This is a genomic window from Pseudomonas sp. NFACC13-1 (assembly GCF_900104425.1).
GTDB classification, from domain to species: Bacteria; Pseudomonadota; Gammaproteobacteria; order Pseudomonadales; family Pseudomonadaceae; genus Aquipseudomonas; species Aquipseudomonas fluorescens_AA.
In genome coordinates, this window is the sequence record NZ_FMXV01000008.1 from 146,059 (window position 1) to 170,253 (window position 24,195).

General features: G+C 59.9%; 10 protein-coding genes. 4 read left to right on the plus strand and 6 right to left on the minus strand.

What is annotated here, in order from left to right:
• Window position 1: 1 nt before the first annotated feature.
• The 4 genes from BLQ55_RS13235 to BLQ55_RS13250 are packed head-to-tail and all read left to right on the plus strand — an operon-like array spanning window position 2 to window position 3,593.
• The gene (locus tag BLQ55_RS13235; protein ID WP_176814212.1) at window positions 2–922 is read left to right on the plus strand and encodes a 4'-phosphopantetheinyl transferase family protein; all 921 of its coding nucleotides are present in this window, start codon (window positions 2–4) and stop codon (window positions 920–922) included.
• Complete coding sequence (locus BLQ55_RS13240) at window positions 855–1,133, plus strand: acyl carrier protein (RefSeq protein ID WP_143011730.1); 279 nt, start codon at window positions 855–857, stop codon at window positions 1,131–1,133. Before BLQ55_RS13235 ends, BLQ55_RS13240 begins: the two co-directional genes overlap by 68 nt.
• On the plus strand, window positions 1,123–2,367 hold the full coding sequence (locus BLQ55_RS13245) for a beta-ketoacyl synthase N-terminal-like domain-containing protein (RefSeq protein ID WP_092254288.1): 1,245 nt from the start codon (window positions 1,123–1,125) through the stop codon (window positions 2,365–2,367). The genes BLQ55_RS13240 and BLQ55_RS13245 overlap by 11 nt, the downstream gene beginning before the upstream one ends.
• Entirely contained in the window at window positions 2,364–3,593 is a 1,230-nt protein-coding gene (locus BLQ55_RS13250) for a hydroxymethylglutaryl-CoA synthase family protein (RefSeq protein WP_092254290.1), read from the plus strand. Before BLQ55_RS13245 ends, BLQ55_RS13250 begins: the two co-directional genes overlap by 4 nt.
• 19 nt (window positions 3,594–3,612) lie before the next feature.
• Here BLQ55_RS13250 and BLQ55_RS13255 read toward each other — a convergent pair whose 3' ends face one another.
• The 6 genes from BLQ55_RS13255 to BLQ55_RS13280 are packed head-to-tail and all read right to left on the minus strand — an operon-like array spanning window position 3,613 to window position 24,169.
• Complete coding sequence (locus tag BLQ55_RS13255; protein ID WP_092254292.1) at window positions 3,613–4,983, minus strand: APC family permease; 1,371 nt, start codon at window positions 4,981–4,983, stop codon at window positions 3,613–3,615.
• The gene (locus tag BLQ55_RS13260; RefSeq protein ID WP_092254294.1) at window positions 4,946–7,708 is read right to left on the minus strand and encodes a beta-ketoacyl synthase N-terminal-like domain-containing protein; all 2,763 of its coding nucleotides are present in this window, start codon (window positions 7,706–7,708) and stop codon (window positions 4,946–4,948) included. The genes BLQ55_RS13255 and BLQ55_RS13260 overlap by 38 nt, the downstream gene beginning before the upstream one ends.
• A 1-nt stretch (window position 7,709) precedes the next feature.
• Window positions 7,710–8,783 (minus strand): MupA/Atu3671 family FMN-dependent luciferase-like monooxygenase, encoded by a 1,074-nt coding sequence (locus BLQ55_RS13265; RefSeq protein WP_092254296.1) that lies wholly within the window; start codon window positions 8,781–8,783, stop codon window positions 7,710–7,712.
• 46 nt (window positions 8,784–8,829) lie between these two features.
• Window positions 8,830–16,770 carry an SDR family NAD(P)-dependent oxidoreductase gene (locus BLQ55_RS13270; protein ID WP_176814213.1) on the minus strand — a complete coding sequence of 2,647 codons (7,941 nt, stop codon included), beginning with the start codon at window positions 16,768–16,770 and terminating at the stop codon, window positions 8,830–8,832.
• A gap of 26 nt (window positions 16,771–16,796) precedes the next feature.
• Window positions 16,797–20,255 (minus strand): beta-ketoacyl synthase N-terminal-like domain-containing protein, encoded by a 3,459-nt coding sequence (locus BLQ55_RS13275; RefSeq protein WP_092254300.1) that lies wholly within the window; start codon window positions 20,253–20,255, stop codon window positions 16,797–16,799.
• 32 nt (window positions 20,256–20,287) lie between these two features.
• Window positions 20,288–24,169 (minus strand): beta-ketoacyl synthase N-terminal-like domain-containing protein, encoded by a 3,882-nt coding sequence (locus BLQ55_RS13280; protein WP_092254302.1) that lies wholly within the window; start codon window positions 24,167–24,169, stop codon window positions 20,288–20,290.
• Window positions 24,170–24,195 lie beyond the last annotated feature (26 nt).

A 24,195-nucleotide genomic window follows, 5' to 3' on the forward strand; every position in this document is an offset into this window, starting at 1 on the left:
CGTGGGTGTGCGCCACGCCTCGTCGATGGCTGACGGAATCGAGGTGATGCTCATGCGCCTGGACGCCTTGACGGAGGCTGACCAGCATCGTCTTGCCAGCTTTCTAGACCAAGAAGAGGCGGAACGCGCCGAGAGTATCCGCTCGGCTCGAGTGCGCAGGCAATACATCGCGACTCGCGCGACGGCGCGAGTATCGCTGGCCCTGCAAACGGGTCAACCGCTGCAGCAGGTCAGGTTCCGGGAAGGCGTGTGGGGCAAACCCTATCTTGATGCAATGCCAGGTCAAATAACCTGTGATTTCAACATCTCCCACAGTGATCGTTATGTAGCGATCGCGCTTGGTCAGCCGGCGACTGCGAATGGTCAAAGCGGCCCAGGCAATATCGGCCTCGACATCGAAACCCATCAACAGCGCCTGGACATCGACGCCCTCGCCAGTTGTTCGTTGACCGATCATGAACACCGAACCTTTCAGAGTTTGAGCCAGCACACAGCCAGGCAGACCTACTTCCTCAGAAACTGGACATTGAAGGAAGCAGTACTCAAATCAGTCGGCACCGGGCTAGTGACAGACCTCAAACAAATCTTCTGTGATCTGGCGTCCGACCACAGCGCATTCAGCTTCCAGTTTTCCTCCCAGGTCAGTGAAGAATCAATGCTCGCATGGCAGGCGCAGATCGACACTGACACCGTCCTGTCACTGGCCGTACCGAAAAGCTCGGGAATCAACCATGTCCGCGTGAGACAACTTCTCCAACCGTTGAATGCCGTCGAAAGCGTTTTCAGGCTGCACTTGGGCCACGGCGACCTCGTCAATCAGCTCCCCTCCTCACCACTCAACAGGCAAGTTCATCATGAGCGCATCCAACACCTTACTCACGCTAAAAAACACTATCCTGGATGTCATTTACGACCTCAATGAGCAGGATATCAAAGACACCCAGACGTTGAGCGACCTCAACGCCGGCTCTATCGAAAGAACGGAAATCCTGATGGTCACCGCAAGAGCCATCGGCCTTTCCATCAGGTCGGTGACCTTACGCGAGGTAGCAGGTTTGAGTTTGCAATCGATCGCTGACACGTTTGACTCCTGGCTGCTTGATCCCTCCGCGATCACTGCTAATGGGCGCTGACATCAAAGTTGCGGTCACAGGCACAGGCGCCGTCACGGCGGCCGGCGTCGGAGTCGCCGCGCTGGACGCATTAGTCACTGAACCGCCAGTCGACCTGGCTCGCAGACACGCCTCCATCAGCGAAATAGCCATCTATTCGACGCCCCCGTTCAATTTGGCCGAGTCGCTGCAAATGAGCGGGATAGCGGCGGACGCCGTGCATGTGTTGGCAAAAACCGTCCACCGGCGCCCGCCTGGCTATGCCTGGGCGATGGCGGCAGCTGCGCAGGCGTGGCACCAGGCAAATGCCTTCGCTACGCCTTTTCTACCGGAGCGCGTGGGCCTGATCATCGGCGGTTCCAACCTCAACGGCAGCGAACACGCTGAAATCGCTAGGGGTGCCGTCGCCGTTCGGCCCTCTTGGGCCGTCCAGTTCATGGATACCGACCTGGTGGGGTGTCTCAGCGAAGCCTTGAACATCAGGGGTGAGGGTTTCAGTGTGGGTGGCGCTTCTGCCTCTGGCTCGGTCGCCCTGATTCAAGGCGCGCGCCTGATCCAGTCCGGCGCTGTGGATGCCTGCCTCGTGGTGGGCGTAGCACCTTGTCTGTCGACGGCCGAGTTCGACGCGTTCATGCAAGCCGGGGCCATGGCCCAGGGCGACGAAGACGGCATAGTGCGCAATCACCCGTTCGATCACACCCACCGTGGTTTCGTCTTCGGGGAGGGGGCCGGTGCGATGCTGTTGGAGTCGGTCGATTCGGCGGCAAAACGCAACAGACCGCTCTGTGGACTATTGACGGGATCTGCCTTTCGACTGGCGGCGCATCGATTTACCACGCCTTGCGGCGACACCGAAGCACGGGTCATGCAACAGGCGATCGAGTCTGCCGGGCTCCAGCCATCGGCGGTGGATTTCGTCAGCGCGCACGGTACCGGTTCGCCCCTTGGTGATGCCGTCGAGCTGGAGGCCATCGGCAAGGTGTTCGAGGCGGCCAGGATCCCGGTGAATAGCGCCAAAAGCTGGATCGGCCACACCCTTTCGGCCTCCGGAATCATCGAATCGATCATGACCCTGCGCCAACTGGCCCGGGGTCAGATTCATCCTACTCGGCACCTGCATTCACCGCTCGAAACAACAGGATGCCTACTGAATGATACAGCCATCAGCGGGAATTTTTTCCACGCATTGAAAAACTCGTTCGGGTTTAGCGGCATTAACACTTCTATCCTCTGGTCAAAAGGAAATGACGCATGACGGTTGGCATCGAAAAAATCAACGCCTACGTGGGCCGGGCCAAACTCTCTTTGCAACGCCTGTTCGAGGCCCGTGGCCTTGACCCGGCCCGACTCGACAACCTGCTGATGCACGAAAAGTCGATCGCACTGCCTTGCGAAGACTCGATCACCCATGCCGTCAATGCTGCCAAGCCCATCGTGGATTCGTTGACGCCGCAAGAGCGGGCCAGCATCAGGTTGTTGATTGTGGCCACCGAGTCGGGCGTCGACTTCGGAAAGTCGATCAGCACTTATATTCAGCACTACCTCGACCTGCCGAGACAATGTCGTCTGTTTGAGGTCAAGCAGGCTTGTTACGGTGGCACCGCCGCGCTGATGATGGCGGTGAACACCGTCAGTGCCTCTGCGGACCCGCATTTCAAGGCATTGGTGATTGCCACTGACGAAGCACGCCCATCAGCCCGCATGACCTACGCCGAGCCTTCACAAGGCATGGCAGGCGTCGCGATGCTGATCAGCCGCAAACCCGACGTGCTGGCACTCGATGAAGGCGCATCCGGTTTGTGCAGCTACGAAATCATGGACACGTGCCGCCCAACCGGTGAGCTGGAAACCGGGGATGCCGATCTGTCACTGCTTTCCTACCTGGATTGCTTGAGCGAAGCCTACAACGACTATGCCGCCCAGGTAAGCGATACAGTTTTCGAGACGACGTTTCAATATCTCCTGTTCCACACCCCGTTCGCCGGCATGGTGAAGGGCGCCCATCGCAAACTGGCACGTGACCTGACGAGCTTCAATCGGCAGCAGATCGAGGCTGATTACCAGACGCGTGTCGCGGCGTCGGTGAACATTGCGTCCTATGTAGGCAATACCTATTCGGCTTCGTTGTATCTGGCGCTGGTCAGCCTGCTGCAAACCAGATCACCCCAGCAGCCCTCTCGCATCGGGATGTTTTCTTACGGGTCTGGCTGCGTGTCGGAATTTTTCAGCGGTGTCGTGACCCCTGACAGTTATAAGTCAATCATGGGCAACATCGTCAAAAGCCATCAGGACCGGGTCGAACTCAGCGTTGAGGCTTATGACCACTTGCTGGACTTGAAGAAACAGACGGCATTCGGGGTCCAGAATATTTCATTGGACCCCGATGCCTATGCCGATATCTATGCTGCCGCGTATCAAGGCCGCAAGCTGCTGACCCTCCAGGGGATCAGCGACTATCACCGACAGTACGACTGGAGCTGACCCCCGGCCTGCGATGCAATCAGGCCCGCGCGGACAGTAATCGACCCGCGGGCTTGATCACATAAGGCAGGACAAACACGAGCGCGGCGAACAATAGCGCCCCGCCGAACCCCGCCGCAAACACTAGGCAGATAAGCATCGCCGCGCATCCGAACACCCGTGTCCAGATACCTTGCATGACCTTGATGTAAACCGCGGTGCTGGCCAGATATAAAAGAAAGCAGTTCTGCCCCGCCACCCGCAACAATGTCGACAGGTCCAGCCATGACCATTGATAAAGGGCAAGCACCAGCATCATCAGCACACCGATCCCTAGCAGTGCCTGCCGAGGTACAGCGCTCCTGCGTTCGACATGACGGAACAGACGTGGCGCGTGATCGTCGCGGGCCAGGTCGAACAGTAGCCGCGAAGCTGCCCACACCGCGCCATTGAGGTTAGTGATGATGATGAAGATGGCAATGACAGCCATGATCGAAGCGGCCATACCGCCAGCCGCATGTTTGACAATCACCATCAACGGCGCAACGCCGAGCAGCGGGTCATTGGGGCTGACAATACTTTGCACGGCCATACCGATACCCAGGTAAAGCAGCATGATGAATACAAAACTGATTGCCAGGGCCAACGGGAAATCACGTTTTGGATTTTTGAACTCTTCGGCAGTGAACGCGAGCACTTCCCAGCCCGTGAAGGCAAAAAACGCAATGCTCATCCCGTACCAGACCCGCGTGGCAGTGCCCGCATTGGCCAGTTCGTTGGAAGGCAATACCGTCCAGTCAATGGGCTGCCAGTAAGGAACCGAAAGCATGACCACGCCGACGATGCAGGCGATCAACAGGGTCACGACAATGTTCTGCAACGTCGAGGCGACACGTCCGCCAAACCATGCGGTGCCCACGACGAAAGCCGTGACCAGTGCCGCAATCAGCGATATGGCGTCATGCGCACGCAATCCGACGCCCGCCAGCACGGGCGTCGGTATGGTTGCCACGACATACCCCGCGCCCGCAATGGCAGCCGCCGGCAAGCCAAGCGCGAAGGCACTGAGGATGACGTAGCCGCTACCTGCCTTGGCCCAAGGGAAGCTGACCCCGACGAACCCTACGACGCCACCTGCACTCGGGTAGCGACGCCCCAAGGTGGCTAGCACCACCAGCAGCGGCAGCACCAGCAGTCCATCCATGGCCCACGACAGCAAAGCCACCCCACCCGCCTCACTGAATACCACGCCGGGCAAGGCCAGAACGCCTGCCCCGACCACAATCCCGATTGCCAGCGTGACCGCACCCCACAACCCGACCGTCTTGCGTAACCCATGGGTGGGTTGCGTCACCAAACCTTCCTGAGCCTGATCAATATCCAATTCTTTGTGCTCCTTGCCGGTTTTCAAGGTGTGTAGATGCCTTCATTGGTTCCTCGGCCTGGACCACGCCAGATTGGGCAATCAACTGAAAATCCTCACGGATCTTGTCACTGAACTCGATAAACTCGCCGGCATTGACCGAGGCTACCCACGCATTAATGTCGCGTCGCATGAGCGCCAGTTTTTCCTGTCGCAGCAACTTCATTATCCGAACAGCAACCTGCTTATTCGGCAACCCAGCGTCAAACCGCTGCGCGTCGCGAAACGGCGAGTGTGCCAATGCGGACAATAGTCCCAGATCGACCGCAGCCTCGCTGGGCAGTAACTCGCCAGTCAGGTTAAGGGTCGCCGCGCGAGCAGCGCCGACAACCGAAGCCAAGTAGGAAATACCGCCCATTCCGGCAATCAGCCCTGATTTGATTTCCGGTACGCCCACCATGACGCCCGGCCAAATAAACTGATAATCCAACGCCATCAACAGCTCAAACCCTCCGCCCTGGGCGCTCCCGTAAGCAATGCCGTAGGTCAGACAGGGCATCTGCTCAAGCAGGTCGAGCAGGTCCCGGTATTTGCCCGCCACCAGTGCCAAAGCGCCGTGGTCCTGCTGCTCGGCGTCGTTGACGAATGCTTGTCGATTACCGCCCAGAGAAAAGTTACGGCCGCGATGGGACAGGAAAACGCCTTTGATCAGCGCGGCGTCGGCAGCCTGACTGGCCGCGGTGAGGATGTCGACCAACGCTTCCAGCGCCGGTAAATCAAAGGTGTTGCCTTCGTCCATGTGCAGGAACACCCACAGGTTTGCCGAGGTGTCTTGCAGCAGATCGAATGTCTGCCTGTAGCGGCCGGCAAGTGAGGCAAGCGCCGGAGTGCCGGGAGGGCCCAGCTCGGCTGACAGCGTCTGGTATTGCCGCTCAATCTCATGCTGACGCGCCAAGAGATCAACGGGAACACGTTCGTAGCCCGGCAGGATATCCAGCACATCGGCAAGCGCAGCGAGCGATTCAACCCCGTCCATCTCGCGCGACTGGATCAAGATCTCGAGAGCGTCGGCCATCTGCAGCGGTGTCGGCGAAGCACCGAATGCCGACGCTTGCACGTTTACATCAAGCGCACGTCGCACCAGGCTGCAGAACCCGGTCAATGCAATTGAGTCCAGGCCCAGCCGACTGATGGGCTGATCGACATCGACCTGAGCCAATTCAACCTGCGCCTGTTTCGCCGTCCAAGCACAAACAGCCGTCAGCATGTCAGGCACCCTCGCGCCCGCCAGGTTCTTGGCTGGTGCCTGGGGCGCCCGGATATCTGCGGTCTCCCACATCAGTCTGGGTAACGGGAAGGATCGACGGTTGGCCCCGATTGGCGGGATCGCCGGAGCTTGGCGCTCGGGATCCGGATCCGGCGTGACCAGCAGGTGGGCGTTGACGCCACCCAGGCCGTAACTGTTGATCGCCGCGATGAACGAGGCTGGCGCTGCCAGCTCGCTCAATGCGCTCGGACGCTTGAGAATCGGTGTCGTGCCAGCGCTTGCGGGAAGCTGCTGGTGATTGCGGGTTGCCGGCATCACGCCAAATCGAATGGCGCCCAATACCTTGGCCAATTGCGAAAAGCCGCCCGCGGCTTCAAGAAAGCCAACGTTACCTTTCACGGAGCCCAGACGAACCTGAGGGCCATAGACACTCTGCATGGCCTGAAGCTCGATACCGTCACCGCCTCCACCATTGCCATGCGCCTCAACATAGCTCACATGACTTGGCGCGAGGTTGCGCGCGCTGAGCAGATTTTCAACCAGCGTGCGCTGAGCATCGGCCGAAGGCAGCACCAGACTGCCATCACCTTTGCCTTGGTGCTGCACTGCGGAGCCGACAATAACCCCCAGCACAGGATCGCCATCGCGACGCGCGTCACCGAGGGTCTTGAGGATGACCGCCCCAACCCCTTCACCCATCACCTGACCATCAGCAGCCTGGTCGAACGGGGAGCAGATACCTGTATTGCTGAGCAGGCCGAGATTATTGAGCATCGACAGCCGGCCAGGCTCGAGTAGCAAACTGACCGCGCCGACGACGGCCTGCTCACACTCTCCCGAGCGTATGGCCTGGCAAGCTCGGTGCAAAGCGACCAATGCACTGGAGCATGCCGTGTCGATGATCTCGCTGGGCCCCTGGAGATTGAACAGATAGGAAATGCGGTTGGCCAGGATGCAATGTGCATTGCCAGTCGCCAGATACAGCTTCGACAGGTCTTCCCAACATCCCCAACGTGCGTAATGAGCAAAGTCCTGGTTGTACATGGCAACAAAGACGCCGGTACGCCGCGCGCCAAAGTTGGTTGGGTCGTTTTTGCTCGCAATGATTGCCCGTTGCACCTCTTCCAGCAACAGTCGGTGGTGGGGGTCGAGCGCCTCACTCTCACGAGCCGACAGGGAAAAGGTTTTATGGTCAAAGCTCAGCACGTCGTCCAGGAGGGCAACTTTCAATCCTTGGGTGCCGGCACCGGACGCATTGGGCCAGCGATCGTCAGGCAAGCCCGAGAAAAGGTCACGCCCCTCCATCAACGAACGGTAAAACTCCCAAGGGTCCTGACCGCCCGGAAAGCGACAGGACATGCCGATGATGGCGATATCCTCATCGCTGACCACTGGCCGGACAGCGCCGTGGTCATCGATATCACGCGCCTGCAGCACCTCGTCGCGCAATGACGAATTGAGCCCCATTTCGCTGGCCAATCGTTGGCGGAGCATTTCGATATCCATTTCAGATTTGCTCCCTTTCGGTTGCCTTGAAACCTTTGGCAGGGACGAGTTCGTCCCGGGCCAATGCGCTCAGCAGCGGCAGGCCTGAGCGGATATGGTCGGCATCCGTAATGAAATCCAGCATGCAAGCGATTTCGTCGACACCTGCCGCGGACACCTGGCGAACCATCCGCCGCCCGTCCTCGAGATTGCCGAACAAGGCTGCCGTGGTGAAATAGCGCTCAAAGGAATACTCGGCCAATTGATCGAGTTCGCGCGCGGAGGTAGCGGCCCCGGCATTCACTGCGCCACCGTTGACGTGACTGCTCAGACTGCTGCGAATGTATTTGAGAAACGGTTCGCGAACCACGCGCTCGACGGTGGCCGCGTCGGGATGCAGGTAGGTGTGCAACATCAATGTCACCGTTCCCGCCTCAGGGTCATGCCCACAGCGCTCACGCGCGGCGCGATACATCTGGATTTTCTCGGACAGTTGTTCAAGGTTGCTCCCGGCCAACATCGTCAGGATATTCACCCCGAGTTCACCCGCCCGGACGAACGAGTCCGCCTGTTTCGAGATCGCCATCCACAGGTTGACGGACGACTGCACGGGCCTCGGGTAGGTCTGAATATTCGTCAGTTCTCCATGGCCATTGGCAAAACGACACGGCTCGCCCTGCCAGAGTTTGCGTACCAGATCGAGGCGTTCGAACCAGAGATCCCTCAGGTTAGCAAAGGACGACGGCGCCAGGACAAAATCATCGGCATTCCAGCCACTGGCAACACCCAGATCGACCCGCCCGCCCGACATGCGGTCAACCATTGCCCACGCCTCTACAACGGCCGCCGGGTGGTGCAGCGGCAAGACCACACTGCCAGCGCGCAGGCGAATGCGCGATGTGCAGGCGGCCACGTAAGCGGCGGCAAGTGCCGGGTTGGGATAATTGCCACCCACGGGATTGAAATGGCGCTCGGGAAACCAGATGGCTTCAAAACCTTGCCGATCAGCAAAACCACTCAACTCGGAAACAAACTCGTAGGGGTTCGACGGCCCCTCCTGCTGCAACTCCGAAAACAACATCAGTCCATATTTCATTGCTATTCCTTTTAGTGGAGAACCTGTTGCCAGGGTTGTTGCGGGTTTACCTGGCAACCTCACGACGCTGCTCTTCAATCTGCGCGGCCAATGCGCTGACTGTCGGATACTTGAAGAGCCAGACCGATGGAATATCAATCTCGAACAGACTCTCCAGCTCCCTCACCACCTGCAATGCAATCACCGAATCAATGCCCAGGCGCCGGAAATCGGTATGCGCGTCCACCTGGTCAACTTTGAGGAAACGCCTCAACTGTTCGATCAGTTCTGCGCCAATGTCTCGGCTGTCTCTCGACTCAACGGTGCCAGCCACTGGCTGCGGGGCGTCGAGCCATTTCTTTGCCAACGCGCGGATCGCGTCATCCGAAAGACCCGACAGCAACGTGTCCACCTGAGCCGCTGGCTCGACGGTCGCCACTGCCGGCGGAGTCGACGCCAGCGGCTGTTTGGCAGCCCTGCTGGCAGTCATTGCGCCGAGTTCAAGGTCGAATCCGGCCAGAATCCGCTGACGATCCCCTTTCAATACAAAGAGTTCAGGCTCTCCACTTGCCAGTGCAAGCTTCCACGCCGCGAGGCCGTCACTGACATTGAGGAATTGGTAACCGAGGCTGACCACCCATTGGTCAAATTCGGGGGTGACGTACTTGTCCCACTCCCACCGCGACCAACTGACCGCCAGCGAACGGCCCCGGCGGCGCCCTTGCTGTTGCAACTCATGCCGCCTCGCCGCAAACGCATTTTGATAAGCGCAACCGTAGGCATAGTCGGCCCCCCCTGCCATGCCAAGCGCAGCCTGGGAAGAGAACACCGCAAACAGGTCCAGATCCAGTCCCGCAGTAGCCCGATCAAGCAACTCGGTGCCAACGGCTTTGGCCGCTGCCACTTCCTGGAAATCACTCCAGCTTTTGTTGTAAAGGAACGCGTCACGGTGATCAGTGACCAGGTTGATAACCCCGTCAATTCGGCCGAACTGGCGCAACACGTCGGCCACGGTAGCTTCGACCTGAGCCAACTGAGTGATGTCCGCCTGACAGTAAATGACCTTCGTGGGGTTCGAGGCCAACGCTTGTAATGTCTGGATTCGGCGCGCGATTTCACCCGTTTCGGGGGAGCGACCGACCATCGCGATGGTGGCGTCGAAAGTGCTCACAATGGCGCTCGCCAACTGAATACCCAGCTCTCCAGCACCACCAGGGATCAGGTACACCCCCTTGTGCTTGAACCAGCCTGGTGGCGACCTTTCATCTGACGCCGAAAGGTCGGCTACAGCCAGGCCGCGCTGCACGCGATCGGGACGATAGGCTACCCACCCTGCGCCTGCCGAATGCTCGATTTCCTCCAGCAGGCGTTTGACGCCAGCCGGCTCCTCCAGCGAGCAGCCCACATCGAGCATCATGAACTTGGGATTATTGCCCTCCTGAACAACCGTCTGCAGCAATGACGCCAGCGCGCTGATGGCCGGGGTCGCCACGCTGTTGGGCGGAGCCATGAAGATCAATGCCGTTGAACGCGGAAGAGCGCCTTCGACGACCATTTTGCACAGCTGGAACCAGCGCTCGGTCTGCGGCCCCAACGGTGAGGTGTCAGCCTGTTCATCCGCCAGAACAACCAATACATCCGGGTTTCCCGAGGTGAGGCAGATCGCTCTCAATCGAGTCGCCCAACTCTGTGGGTCGGCAAGGTTGAGCTGGTCATCCATTGCGCAGTGGGTGTCGTATTGGCGAGCCAGTGGATCGGCCTCATCGTCGACCAGTGACAGCCGGGTAACGCTGTGGGCACCTCGGCCGCGCAATGCATCATGAACCGTCGCCAGATCGCGGTCTGACCGTCCGACCAGAATGACCGAGCGATTCTCCAGCGAATTGCTCTGCAAAGCATGCAACGGCGCGGGCTTCCACGCCGGGCGCAATGCCAGTAGCGACTCCGGCTGGTCGGCACCGACCGTCTCCAGAACAACATGCGTTTCTTGTGTCGCGGGGCCGGGGGCGGTCTCTGTCGTCACCACTGGAGCGCCTGGAATCCAGAACCGTCGGTCATTCCAGGGCGTGGCAGCAATCGGCTGATGTGTCGGCACATAGCCGCGCGGCGGTTCACTGACCACAACACTGGCGTTGGTACCACCGAAACCGAATGAGTTGACCAGCGCGACCCGGCCCTGACCATTATCGGCCCAGGCGCGCGTCGAAGACTGGACTTCGAAGGTTTGCCCCAGCTGGATGTAAGGATTGAGCGATTGAAAAGACGACATGCCCGGCAGTTGCCCGGAACGCATGGCCATCAGCACATTGATTAACCCCGCCATCCCGGCCGCGGCTTCAAGGTGGCCGATGTTCGATTTGGCCGAACCCAGGGCGCAAGGCGCAAGCCGCTGGGTACCACGTGCGCGAAACGCCGCCGTGATGGCTTCAACCTCGATAGGGTCGCCCAGTTCAGTGCCCGTACCGTGCATTTCCACATAGCTGATGGCGTCGGAAGAGAGACCTGCATCGTCTAGCGCACGGACCATCAATGCTGACTGGGCTTGCTGATTAGGGGCGGTCAATGACGCCGACTTGCCACCGTGATTGACCGCAGAACCACGAATCACGCCAACCACAGGGTCGCCATCGCGCCGCGCGCTGGCCAGGGATTTGAGCACTACGACCCCTACCCCTTCACCGCGAACATACCCATCCGCACCCGCGTCCAGGGTCCGGCACTGCCCCGTTGGCGACAACACACCCAATTGGCTGCCCATGATGTGGATGTCCGGCGTCAACATCAAGTTGCTGCCACCGACGATGGCCATCTCGCAATCCCGATTGCGCAGCGCCTGGACCGCCGCGTGCACCGCGACCAGGCTGCTTGAGCAAGCCGTATCAATCACCTGACTCGGACCATTGATGTCCAGCAGATATGACAGCCTGTTGGGCAACATTGTCTGCGCATTGCCGGTGCACGTTTGCGCATCCAACCGCCCCTGCATCAGCAAGAGTTGCTGGTAATCCTGAAACTGCATGCCGACAAACACCCCGACCGACTGCCCGGCCAGCGCCGTGGGTTCCATACCGGCACTCCACACCGCTTCCCACGCCGTTTTCAGAAACAGCCGGTGCTGCGGATCCATCAATTCCGCTTCAAACGGCAGGATCCCGAAAAATTCCGGTGCAAACTGGTCGACACCCGAAATGAATCCGCCCCAGCGTGCATTCGTCTTGCCTTTCTGACGTCGCGGGTCGCCCTCATAGTCTTGCCATTGCCAGCGATCCGCCGGGATCTGGACGATACAATTGCGTCCCTGCAACTGGTTCTGCCCGAACGCTTCCACGTTATCGGCCCCCGGCAACCGAGCCGCAAGGCCGATGATCGCAATGGCATCGTCTTGGGCTTCTGCGGATTGCCTCGACGCTTCACGCGTTTGCGCGTCGCGGATCGGCGGTTGCACCGGCACGACGCCCTGCTCCTCCAGCCAGCCCGCAAGCTTGCCCAGCGTTGCGGTGCTGAACAGCACAGTTGGCCCGACAGCAATACCAAAGGCTGCGGACAAGTCGCTGGCGAACTGCTTGAGCAACACCGAGGTGAACCCCAGGTAGCCGAATGTCTCATGCTCATCCAGCTCGTCAACGTCCACCGTCAACAGTGTCGAGGCGATGCTTTTCACCTGACGCAGCGTCGATCCATTCGCCGCATGGCTCAGCTCCACGCGCTCGGATGGTAGCGTTGCGATGTGCGACGCCGGTACCGGCAAGTCAAACGGCCACAGGCGTTTTTTAGCAAGCGGCGATGCCGGCAAGGGCACGACGCGCCCACCCGCAGGCAGCTCGATGCTGCCATGCTGCACCCACGCCTGCGCGGCAGCGAAGGAGGCCGGCGGAATCGGCACTCCAGCCGCCTCGATCTGCCCAGCCAAGGCCTCGTCGCCGAATAGGCGTTGCTCCAGATAGCTCAGCAGTTGGTCCTTGTCGGCCGCATAAACGGCGAATCGGGTGCGGCGCTGCCGTTGCCGAGAGAGGCTCGTGGCGATATCGCTCAACGTGACGCGGTCAAAGCCATACAAGGCGAGTTCCGCCCCCCGCAGGCAGGTGATCAGCCGCTTCAGGTGACTGCGCAGCAACTGCTCGTCCTGTGCGGAAAACACGCACAGTCGCGGCCCTTGCTCTTCATCGTTCCGAGGTGATTCATAACTGGTAAGCACCACGTCAGCATTGATGCCACCTGCGCCGAAGTTATGCACCACTGCGACCTTACGTGAGGGATCATGCTGGACCCATGTTTCGTTTTGCAGCACAGGCCGCAATGCCAGCGGTTGCTGCGCGGGCCAATTCAGCTGCGCCAGGTTGGCGATACCCGGCACTTGAGCCGTATTCATGGAGATCAACGTCTTGATGATGCCCAGCACCCCCGAAGCCGTTTCGAGGTGGCCGATATTGGCCTTGGCATTGGTCAGCCCCGGGCTGCCGTGGGCGGCACTGAACACTCGGTGATAGGCATGCAGTTCTGCTTGATCGGACAGGGAAGTCGCCGCGCCCTGACCTTCCACGTAGTCCACGCTCGCACCCTCAACACCCGCCCGCTTTAATGCTCGCTTCAATACCGCAGCCTGTCCTTCCGGGCTTGGCGCCAGCTCGTGCAGTGTTCGACCGTTGTTACCCACGGCGCTGCCGGCAATCAGGCCGAGCACACAATCGCCATCTGCCAATGCGGCCTCGAGAGGTTTGAGCAGCAACAGCCCACAACCTTCGCCGATAATGGTTCCGTCGGCTTGCTGATCGAATGCACGAACAGTGTTTCCCGGTGACATGCTCAGTTGCTGGCGCTCGGCGATTGCCGACAGCGGACTCATCAGGAAGTTGACGCCACCGGCAACCGCCACTTCGATTTCTTTGCGCCGCAGCGCTTCGACCGCGTTGTGAATAGCCACCAGAGAGCTGGCACAGGCGGCATTTACGGCATAACTGCCACCTCGCCAATCAAAATGATGAGCGATCCGATTGATCATCAGGCCATGAAAACTGCCGTTCTCAACCGCAGGCGTGAACCGCTCCGGCGCATCCAGCAACTGCGCCATGAACTCTTGGCGTTGCACACCGACCATCACCCCGACGTCTCTGCCTTTGAGGCCATCACGGCCGTAACCGGCGCTCTCCACCAGTTCGCGACATGTATCCAGCAACAGCCGCGCCTGGGGGTCGAGAAACATCGCCTGCGCATCGGTTAACCCATATTCTGCCGGACAGAACGCTTCCACATCGGCAATAAAACTTCCGTGATGAGCATCGGTTTTGCCCGGCTCGGTCTCCGGATTGCCGTCAAAATCCTGCCAACGCCAACGCTGCGCAGGCACCTGAGTGATGACCGAGCCCTGGCGCTCGAGCAAATCACGAAACTCGCCAAGATCCTTGCAGCCCGGAATCCTCGCCGCCATGCCGATGATTGCAATCGCCTGACTGTCGACACCCGCGTCAGCCGTCGCCGGTGCATCGGCACGGGCACTGGCCGTCGCTTGCAAACGTGGGAGCGGCGCAGGCGTCTGCACATCGCTGGCACCGAGCCGTTGCAAGGCAGGCGTCAAGGCCGGCCCCAGGTATAGCGCTGCTGCCTGCAGATCAGACTCGGTGATCTGCCCTTGCTCGACCATCTTCTGCAAGGTGGCGACGCCCAGCCCTTTAAGCACGCCCAGCCGCAACGACTCGTGCTCCGCTGGGCGCTTGCCTCGAAAAAGTTGTCGCTTGACCGCCGTCAGGGCCTGCTCGGCACCCGGCCAGGCATGTGGACCGACCAGGCGGAACAGGGCGGACAACGGCGGCAACCCGATCAGTTCCCAATAACGCGCCCAGTCTTCTTCCGGTCGCGGGAACGCGCCGATTTCCAGCGCAATACGCAGGGATTCGAGCCATCCGTCAAACACCACAGGATGCTGGCCCGAGCGCGAGCGTTCAGCGACCCACGCTTGCATGTCTGGCGCGTCAGGCAAGGCATTGCGGCCAGTGATGACCCCGCAATACCATCGCGCGACCAATTCTAGGAAAGGCAATACCGAGGCCAGTACTGTCTTCTGTTTGCCGACGGCGTACGGCACGCTCATTCTTGCCAGCGAGGGTGCTTCAGGGAGGAACGTATATTGGTAGAAATCAGTGGAACTGAGGGCCGGCGCAAAGGGTGTCGGCGATTCACGGTATCCCGTGCAATAGACCACGATGTCGATGGGTTGATACGTGCCATCCGCGCACCACACACCGCCCTGATCGAACCGGGCGATCTCAGCAGACACTTTCACCTGGCCATTATCGATCCGCGCAATAATCTCGTCGCTGCGCCCAATGGCGTTGTTGGGAATGCCAGCAGGCATCAATCCGCTGGCTTCCAGTTTGCGCATGTAATCGGGAATGACACCGGCGAGTCGGGCCTTGAACGCCGACTCATCGAGCTGGTCATTCAGCACTCGATCAACAAATGATGCAGTCAACTCATTGGGCACAAAGCCCAGCATGCTGGGCAGAATCCACAAACGATTGTGGCTCGCCAAGTGCACCGATTGCGCGGTGTCCGAGGCTTCGCTGGCCACGTCGCAGCCACTGACGCCACCGCCAATGACCAGGACTTTTTTGCCCACGAAAATGCTGTTGTCGTGATAGCAGTCGGCAGTCAACACTTGTCCCTTGAATTCCTGCGCACCGGCGATCTCAGGCACATTGGGCACCCAGTAGCTACCTGTGCAAAGCACCACGCCATCGGCCTGCAAGTCGATGGCACCCTCGGGCGTTTGCACATTGAGTACCCAACCATCACCGGACCGGGCGATGTCGTTCACCGCATGCGAAAAGCGCAAGCATTCGCGAATGCCGAAATGGTCGGCGTAGGCGTGCAGGTAGGCGTTGACTTGCTCGACCGGAGGGAAAAGATCAGTCGACGCCGGTGGCGGAAAATCCGAGAAGAAAAACGTGTGCTTAGAACTCTGCATCTTCAGCGATTTGTATGCTCCGCCCTTGTGATCATCGCGAAACACATAGGTGCCGCCGAGCCGGTCGGTACGTTCGAGGATGATCGGCCGCATCCCGTCTTCACGCAGGCACTTGGCGGTCACCAACCCGCCCGGACCGGCACCCACGACCACCACCACGCTACCCGGTGCAAGACGCTGGCCGGTACTGCGCCCTGGCGCCGCGTTCACCAGGTTGGCGACCTCTTCAGGGCGTGCTGGCGGCAGCTGCGCCACGTCTTCGTCACGCGGCTCACCTGCGGTCACCAGTCCGGCGACATGTGCGGCCAACGCCTTAAGCGATGTTTGCTCGAGAAAAACCACCGGGGCCAGAACAACCCCGAATGCCTGGGTAATGGCGGAGCCGAATGCCGTCAGTTTGATTGAGTCAAATCCCAGATCACTCAACTCACTGTCGGAAGTGATATCGCTGATAGCCCAGCCGGTGATACCGGCCGTCAATTCGATCAACCTGTCGATCATGGTATCGGTGGTTGCTGCAGCGTTGCCAATTACGGCTGTCGTCTCCGTGCGAGGGGCATGGAATACAACGAGCTTGCTGGAAACGTGCTCGCTCAACGCCGACAGCGTCCCGTGATTGAGAAATGCCACCGGCTCCAGGACGATGTCAAACTGCTCGTGGATCAGGTTGCCGAACACCGTCAACTTGATTGAATCAAAACCCAGGTCACTCAATGCGGTGTCGCCCGTCATATCACTGACGGTCCAACCGGTGACCTGCGCCGCCAGCGCCATGAGCTGGTCAGCGACAGACTGCGGACTTGCGGTCGACGCCTGCGTTTTCGTTTCCAGCAGCGTGATGACCGAGCGAACGGTTCGGCCTGTCTTGATATCCTGATAACCCAGAGGGATCTCCAGCTGCGTGCTCAACGCAGTAATCAGACGCTGCAATGTTGCCGTATCAATACCCAAATCGCTCAACGCACAGTCCGGGCTGATTTCATCCAATGGCAACCCCAGCAATTGGCTGAGGTGCTGCTTTACCAAAGTCGCTACGTTATTGGCCATGTGCATATTCTCCGTTTCAATCCCTGTCAACGCGACGTTTGAGCAGCCTTAACCAACCGCTGATTCTGTGGCTCCTGCCACGCCAACCATGGCGTCATCCGACGCCCTCGATATGCCAGAGCCGCAGCCTGTTCCTCGGCGCCGATCTCATGGCGCTCGACCATGCTGGCTAGGGCACTCTCACCCAAGCCGGCCAGCACCGCGTTCTTCACCTTCTGTACCTGAAGCTCATCTTGCCGGACGAAAAAGCCGCGCTTCGCCTTGGCCGCGTAGGCACTCGCCTCGGCCCAGGCATGCGGTCCCTGCAGGCGAAATAAAACAGGAATCGGCGGCATGTTGATGAACTGCCAGTACGCCGCCCACTCTGTCTGCGGATCCGGCAATACCCCGATGGCCTGGGCAACTTCCAGTGACTCGGTCCAGGTATCGAACACCCCGGGGGTGCCATCTGCCCCCCACGGGGTACCTTCCAGGGCACCCTCACCCAGCGCATAGCGACCGCTCAACGCACCGGCATACCAGCGCGCCATTAATTCAAAGTACGGCAGTGCAGCGCCAAACCCGGACGCGCCAGGCAGGTGGTTGCAAATGAACAGCGAAGGGTTGTCTCGATAAAACAGGCGTCGCGAGAAATCGTTCAGCGCCAGCGGGCGCAGATACTCGTAACGCGGCGCGACGAATCCGGTGGCATAGACAATCACGTCAACATCACGACGGCTGCCGTCGGCAAAAATCACCCCGTTTTCATCAATGGCTACAGCGCCAGGGCAAACCTCGACGCGTTGCTGGGCGGCATACCCCACGATCCGGTCATTGATATGAATGCGTGTTGTGTCGACCTCGGTGGGCAGCAGACCACTTTGCTCATAGAGCTTCATGTAATCGGGCAACGCCTGACGCAACTGCTCGGCAAAAAGTGCCGGGCTGCGCTCGCGGTTATGCGCCCTGGCGACGTAAGACTGGCTGCAATCGTTAGGGACGAAACCGGTCATGCGCGGCAGGAACCAGGCAGGGTTCCTGACCGACCAGTGAACCTTGCTTGCGTTCTCCACCGCATCTGCCGCGATGTCGGCACCGCTCACCCCGGAGCCAATCACGCACACCGTCTTGTCAGTAAACAAAGCGCCGCTGTGGTAGGCGCTGGACGTTATTTGCAATCCGCGAAATCGCTCACGCCCCGGTATCTGGCTGACTTGCGGCTCCCAGAACTCGCCGGTGCAACAGGCCACGCCCCTGGCGAGGATCTGCTGCACGCCCTTGTTCGCCTGATAGTACGTGACGCGCCAGTTCGCGCCTTCGGCTGTGACTTGCAGCACCTGGCTTTCGAGCTGGATCAACGAGGCAAGATTGAAATGCTCGATGTAGCGTTGAAAGTAGGCCTGAACCGAATCCACATTGCAGAATAGCGGGTCGGTATCCAGCGGGGGGAAGTCGGAGTAGAAGAACGTATGCTTGGAGTTTTGAGTCTGGGTCGATTTATAAGGGCCTCCGTGGTAATCCTCGCGATACGTCCAGATGCCGCCAATGACCTTGCTGCGCTCAAGCACGATCGGACGCAGTCCTTCCTCCAACAACGATTTCGCCGTGGCGATACCCGCCGGGCCGGCACCAATCACGACCACCGGCAGGTCTGTCGCGGGTGCGCTGTCGCGAGACTCTGCAGCCGGCCGTTGCACTGCGCCAGTGGGTGTGCGAACAGTCTCGTCCGCGTCAGGCTGCTGAACCCAGAGCCGCCGCGCGTCCTGGACAATCCCCGGCAGCGAGATCCGCTTGCGGTTGCCCGGCTGATTGTACCGGCTCCAGTCGATACTCGCACCGCCCAGCCACTGTTGCACCCCTTCCTCCACGCACGCCGTCGCCTCATCGGCACGCAGATCACGCAGGCGGTTGATGAGTTCAGGGATCGAGCGCACCGCGAGGACATGCCGGCTCTTGAGGTCGGTACGACCTGACTGAAGGGTGTACGCAACGTCGGTGAGCCGCAGCTGTGGATGCCGTTCGAGGTAGTCGGCCAGCCTGCTCGCAGTGGCTGCCAACAGTTCGGGCCTGGACGCTGACAACGGAACGAACACCAACCCCTCCTCGTCATCCACCGCGTCTGCTGGCAGACTAAAGGCTTGCACCACGAGTGCCCCGGAGGCGCCCATTGCGCCCACCGAATGCAATAGCGCCAGTTGCCCGTCCCAACCGCGGGCAACTTCCGACAGCTGTAATGCGCTGGTGGCCAACGACGCTTCGATGGAGGGGTGCAGCGGCCGGCAATTAAGCGTCGGTACCAGCGTCGAGTGCTTGAATTGCAGGAGCACTTTTGCCATTTGCGCCATCGTCGAGGCCGCTTCGGCATGGCCCAGGTTGGACTTTACCGAACCTAGCATGACCTTTCGCTGCTGGTCTGCCGGAAACAGCGCCGTCAAGGCGTCGATCTCGGCAACGTCAGCAGCGGGAAGGCCCATCGCAGCGGATTCGACATAATCGATATCACCGGGCGTCGCACGCGCCACGCTCAGTGCCCGTGCACATATTTCGCGCTGCTCCAGGGCGCTGGGGATCCGATAGCCACCTCCTTGCCCGCTGTGCCCGACGGCGCTGCCGATAATCACGCCGTGAATGTTGTCGCCATCCTCAAGTGCCGCTGCCAGGGGCTTGAGCAATACCAGACCCGCCCCTTCGCTCGTGAGGTAACCGTCCCCCTCGGCGAAGGGGCTGGAAAAGTCTCTGGTTCCCAGCAAGTGTTTGAGACCAACCATTTTCAAGGGATGTTCGGTCAGATTGACGCCGCCTGCCAGTGCCATCTGGCAATCGCCCCGATCCAGCGCCACAAGGGCCTGGTTCATCGCCATCATTGCCGAAGAACAGGCAGAATCAATGGCAATGCTCGGACCGTTGAGGTCAAAAGCCTGGGACAACCTGCCGACCATGCCACCGAACGAAGAAACTAGCGCGTCCGCCTTCGACTGGCCCGCTTCGGTAAACAAACCGTACTGCTGGAAACACGCCCCGACAAAAGTACCGACCCGTCCTCCGGCTTCACGGAACGACTTGAGTTGTCCCACACTGTAGCCCGCATCCTCGAACAGCTCCCAGGCGACCTGCAGGATGATGCGATCCTGCGGATCCATGGCGGCGGCATCGCGCGGCGCGATTTTGAATAGAAACGGATCGAAGTGATCGAAACCGTCGAGAAAGCCGCCAAACCGGGACGGGGTCTTGCCCGGCTTGCTGCGATCGGGATCGTGGTACTGGGCCATATCCCAGCGATCTTCAGGCACTGGAGAGATGGCGCTTTTGCCATCCGTCAGCAGACGCCAGAGTTCATCCATCGATGCTGCAGCCGGGAATCGCCCGGCTAGGCCGATGATCGCAACCGGCGCCAGCGAGGCAGATGCCTGAGCATGCCGGCGTGCCCAGCGCAATTGCTGGCTGGCTTGAGCCTTACTGATCTTGCCCTGCACCAACTGGTCTAGAACGTTGCGTTCAAGCTCCATATCGTACTGTCCTTGTTCATGATGATTAGGGCTCAGGCGAGGTGACTAAGCGCAGTGTCGACGCTCATCGTTCCGCCAAGAACGCCATCCAGAAGCTCATTGATATCCTTCAAGGCAACCCCTTTGGCCCCGTCAGAGTTACCTGACGTCTTCAGACGTTCAGCCAGGTCAACGGCCAACGCCTGCGCCGTGCCCAACGCCTGCAATGCACTGCTGTTGTAATGGCCGGCGAGTGACACGAAACGAGAATCGAGCGCACGCACCAGTTCGATCGCGTTGATCGAATCCAGACCCAAGTCGCGAAATGGCGTGTTGGCGTCATAATCCTCGGGCGCCAGATGCAGGATCTTGCCCAACACCTCCTCGACAACCTCTAATACCGCATGGAAAGAAGATGCGGGCGTGACCATCGGTATGCTCGGCGCAACCGGCGACACCGGGCGCTCGACTTGAGCAACAGCGGTGTGCGGCTGGCTCTGACCATCCAGCCAATTGGCGATTGCCTGGGCGCAGTCCAGGTGTCGCAACCGATCCCGGTCAATCCCCTCGCCAAGCTGTCCTTCCAGAGCCCGGGCAAATTCGATGCTGTTGATGGAGTCGAGTCCCAGATCGCGAAGCGGTGTTTGCGGGGTGTATTCATCGCTATGCAACTGCAACACACCGGCGAGTAACTGCATGACCATCGAGAGGTGGGAAACTCGGTTCTGCCCGGCACCCGAGCTTTGTTCGCTAGCAGGACTGTGCAGGGTACGCAACTGGATTTTGGCTGGTGCCGAGGGCAACGCAGCAGGCTGTACGACAGCACTCACGGGTGTCAGCGGAATCTGACGAGGTACCACGAGACTCACGGGAGTTACGGGAGCAGCGGGAGCAGCGGCAGCAGCGGGAGCAGCGGCAGCAGCGGCAGCGGGAGCAGCGGCAGCAGCGGCAGCAGGAGCAGCGGGAGCAGCGGCAGCAGCGGCAGCAGCGGCAGCAGCGGCGCTATCAAGAAACCTTTCCTCAACCCGATGCAAGATCTCCGGCGAAGCCATCACCCGGCGATGCATGGCATCCTCACGAGCGATACAAGGCTCAAGCTTCTCCAATAGTGCTCCGGCCAGCTCCTTTTTCAACTCACTGACCGACGTGGCTGGCATCGCGGCAATTCGCTTGGCGATCTCAAGTGCACGCGGTAGCACCTCGACGGATGGCACAATCAACACCCCGGCACCGCGCACAGCCAATTCAGCTCCCGCATAACTCTGGGCGCTGAACATCATTTCTGTGGCCAGTGCGCGCCCCAGCTTTTCGCCCAGGACCAGTGTCGTGCCCATTCCAGGGGTGAAGCCGTACTCCATGAAGTTCGCCGCGTACAGCGCTTCGCGTGACAGGATCGGTACATCAGCATACAGCCCCAGTAACAGGCCGCCACCGAATGCGTGCCCCTGCAAGGCGCTGATGACCGGAACGCGGGATGTCAGGAAACCTTTGTACAGGAACGGCTCGTCCGTAAAAGAGCGTTCGCCTCGGGCAATACCGCTCAACCAGTCGGGAGTGCCGCCCATACTGAATACCCGCGGGGACCCCGTGACAATGACGGCACGCACGCTGTGATCATTTTCGAGTTCTGCGAAATGTTTTGCCAATGAGCCCGTCAGCGCCGAGGTAAACATGTTCGCCTGATCAACCTCCGCCAATTCCAACTGCACCACGCCCTGCGCAGGCCGTGTCATTCGCACGACGTCTTGCGCCACATTTTCAGCAACGGGTTCCTTGGCCGAGAGCTGTGCGGGTGCTGATTTGGGTACCTGTATATCGACGGATGCAGTCGGTACCGGGACGTTATCGGTTGCCAAGGCTTTGCTTGGCGAGTCCACCGACGCGGGCGTGTCGTACCAGTGGCGAGTGCGCAAGAACGGGTAGCCCGGAAGCGAGGCGTGCGGCGCCTCGGAATCGGCATAAAGAGTTTTGAAACTGACCTCACCGCCCACCCAGCGCTCTGCGAACTTGCCAGCCAGAGAAAGAAGTTCCTGGTCATCCGGCCCTTGAGCAGACTGACCTTTGCCGTGCGGGCCGACAACGTTCGCATGCTCCCGGCCCGCGACGATGGCATGCAGGCCGTCGGCAAGACCCTGCCAATCAGCGGCGATGACCGCGATGCGCAGTGGCAATTCATTTCGACCAACCTGGTAGGTGCTCAGGATCGACCCCCAGCGCCGCGAAGAAGCGGCAGACCAATCATAGACAGCAAGCCAGGCACCACAGGCTTCCAGGATATCGGGAGAGACGCTGACTGTATCGGGGACTTTCACCTTGAACGCGGCTTGCACCGCATGAAGGAAGCGGGCTCGATGGTCCAGCGACTGGGAATCACCGGCGATATTGTTCATCAGTTCATGCAATGTCTGCGCAATATTTTCACTCAGCGTGCGACATTTAAGCTCGGCATTGATGAGCTGCAGCGCCGCGTGCGCTTGCGCCTGTAAGGCGGCGGGATCCTTTGCCGACAACGGCAGCACTGGCAGCACTTCGACAGGCGCGCGCAGCGCCGCTGGCGCAGCCTCCTCCAGCAACACATGCGCGTAAGCTCCACCAAATCCGAAAGAGCTGACGCCCGCCCGGCGCGGGATCGGTGAGTCCACACCTTGGTTCAACCGCAGCCAGGGTCGCGCGCTATCAGGGAAATAAAACGGCGTGTCCTGGGTGCGACAGTATTCGTTAACGTCGCGCAGATTAGGGTTGCCAGGAATAATCCCATGGCGAAACCCCAACAGCACGGAGAGCACACCGGCAAGACCGGCGGCCGCCTCCAAATGCCCGATGTTGGTCTTGACCGAACCGATGGCGCAGCTGGGTTGCCACGATGCGGGCGCAAAGTCCTCGCACGCTTCATTGAAGGCCTCGCGAATCGCACTGAACTCGATCGGGTCGCCCAGCCGGGTTCCTGTGCCGTGAGCTTCGATATAGGTAATGGTCCGAGGATCAATGCCCGCCCTGCGCCAGACACGCTTGAGCAGTTTTTTCTGCACGGACGCGTTCGGTGCCGTCAGGCTGTTGGTCTGGCCACCATGCGCGGCGCCCGATCCGCGGACGACCCCGTAGATTTGGTCGCCATCAAGCTGTGCCTGTGCCAGGGGCTTGAGGAGCAAGGTTACAACCCCCTCACCCCGGGCATATCCATCGGCCGAGGCATCGAATGCCTTGCTACGCGACTCGGGGCTCAGCATGCCGGCCTTGTCAAATGAGATCGTCAACGTCGGGGTCAGCATGACGTGGACACCGGCAGCCAATGCCATGGTGCAGTCGTTTGCGCGTAACGCCTGACAGGCTGTATGCAGCGCAATCAGTGATCCTGAACAGGCCGTATCAATCGGGAAGCTGGGGCCATTGAGCCCAAGCACATAGGAGATCCGATTGGGAATAATCGATGAAGCAACCCCCGTGCTGGTGCCTGCTTCAACGGCAATACCCTGTCGATACAGCAGCTCTTCGTAATCAGATTTGCTGACGCCAATGAACACACCAGTCTCCGAACCTGCCAGGTCCGCGGGGGCGTAGCCAGCGTCTTCGATGCATAGCCACGCCGACTCCAGCGACAAGCGTTGCTGGGGGTCCATCAACTTGGCTTCGCGGGGCGAGATCCCGAAAAAACGCGCGTCAAACTTGTCGACATCTTCAATGAACCCTGCGCGATTTGCGCGGGTTTTCTCGCTCGTTTCCGGATCACCGTAAATCGCCGACCAGTCCCACCGAGACGGCGGGACTTCTGTCAACAGTTGACGGCCGTGCAGCAGGTTTTCCCAATGGTTGTCGAGGTCATTGGCACCGGGCACGCGAGCATTGATCCCGATGATCGCTATGGGTGCCTGGAGGTCATCAGGCAACTGATTCTGCGGCGCGTGAGGGGAAGCGGTCGAAACGTATGATTCACTCATCCGGCATACTCAACAATGGTTGGAAA

Coding starts and splice junctions, on each gene's coding strand:
- BLQ55_RS13240 (WP_143011730.1), top strand. CDS start 855: ATGAGCGCATCCAACACCTTACTCACGCTAAAAAACACTATCCTGGAT.
- BLQ55_RS13245 (WP_092254288.1), top strand. CDS start 1,123: ATGGGCGCTGACATCAAAGTTGCGGTCACAGGCACAGGCGCCGTCACG.
- BLQ55_RS13250 (WP_092254290.1), top strand. CDS start 2,364: ATGACGGTTGGCATCGAAAAAATCAACGCCTACGTGGGCCGGGCCAAA.
- BLQ55_RS13260 (WP_092254294.1), bottom strand. CDS start 7,708: ATGGATATCGAAATGCTCCGCCAACGATTGGCCAGCGAAATGGGGCTC.
- BLQ55_RS13265 (WP_092254296.1), bottom strand. CDS start 8,783: ATGAAATATGGACTGATGTTGTTTTCGGAGTTGCAGCAGGAGGGGCCG.
- BLQ55_RS13270 (WP_176814213.1), bottom strand. CDS start 16,770: ATGGCCAATAACGTAGCGACTTTGGTAAAGCAGCACCTCAGCCAATTG.
- BLQ55_RS13275 (WP_092254300.1), bottom strand. CDS start 20,255: ATGGAGCTTGAACGCAACGTTCTAGACCAGTTGGTGCAGGGCAAGATC.
- BLQ55_RS13280 (WP_092254302.1), bottom strand. CDS start 24,169: ATGAGTGAATCATACGTTTCGACCGCTTCCCCTCACGCGCCGCAGAAT.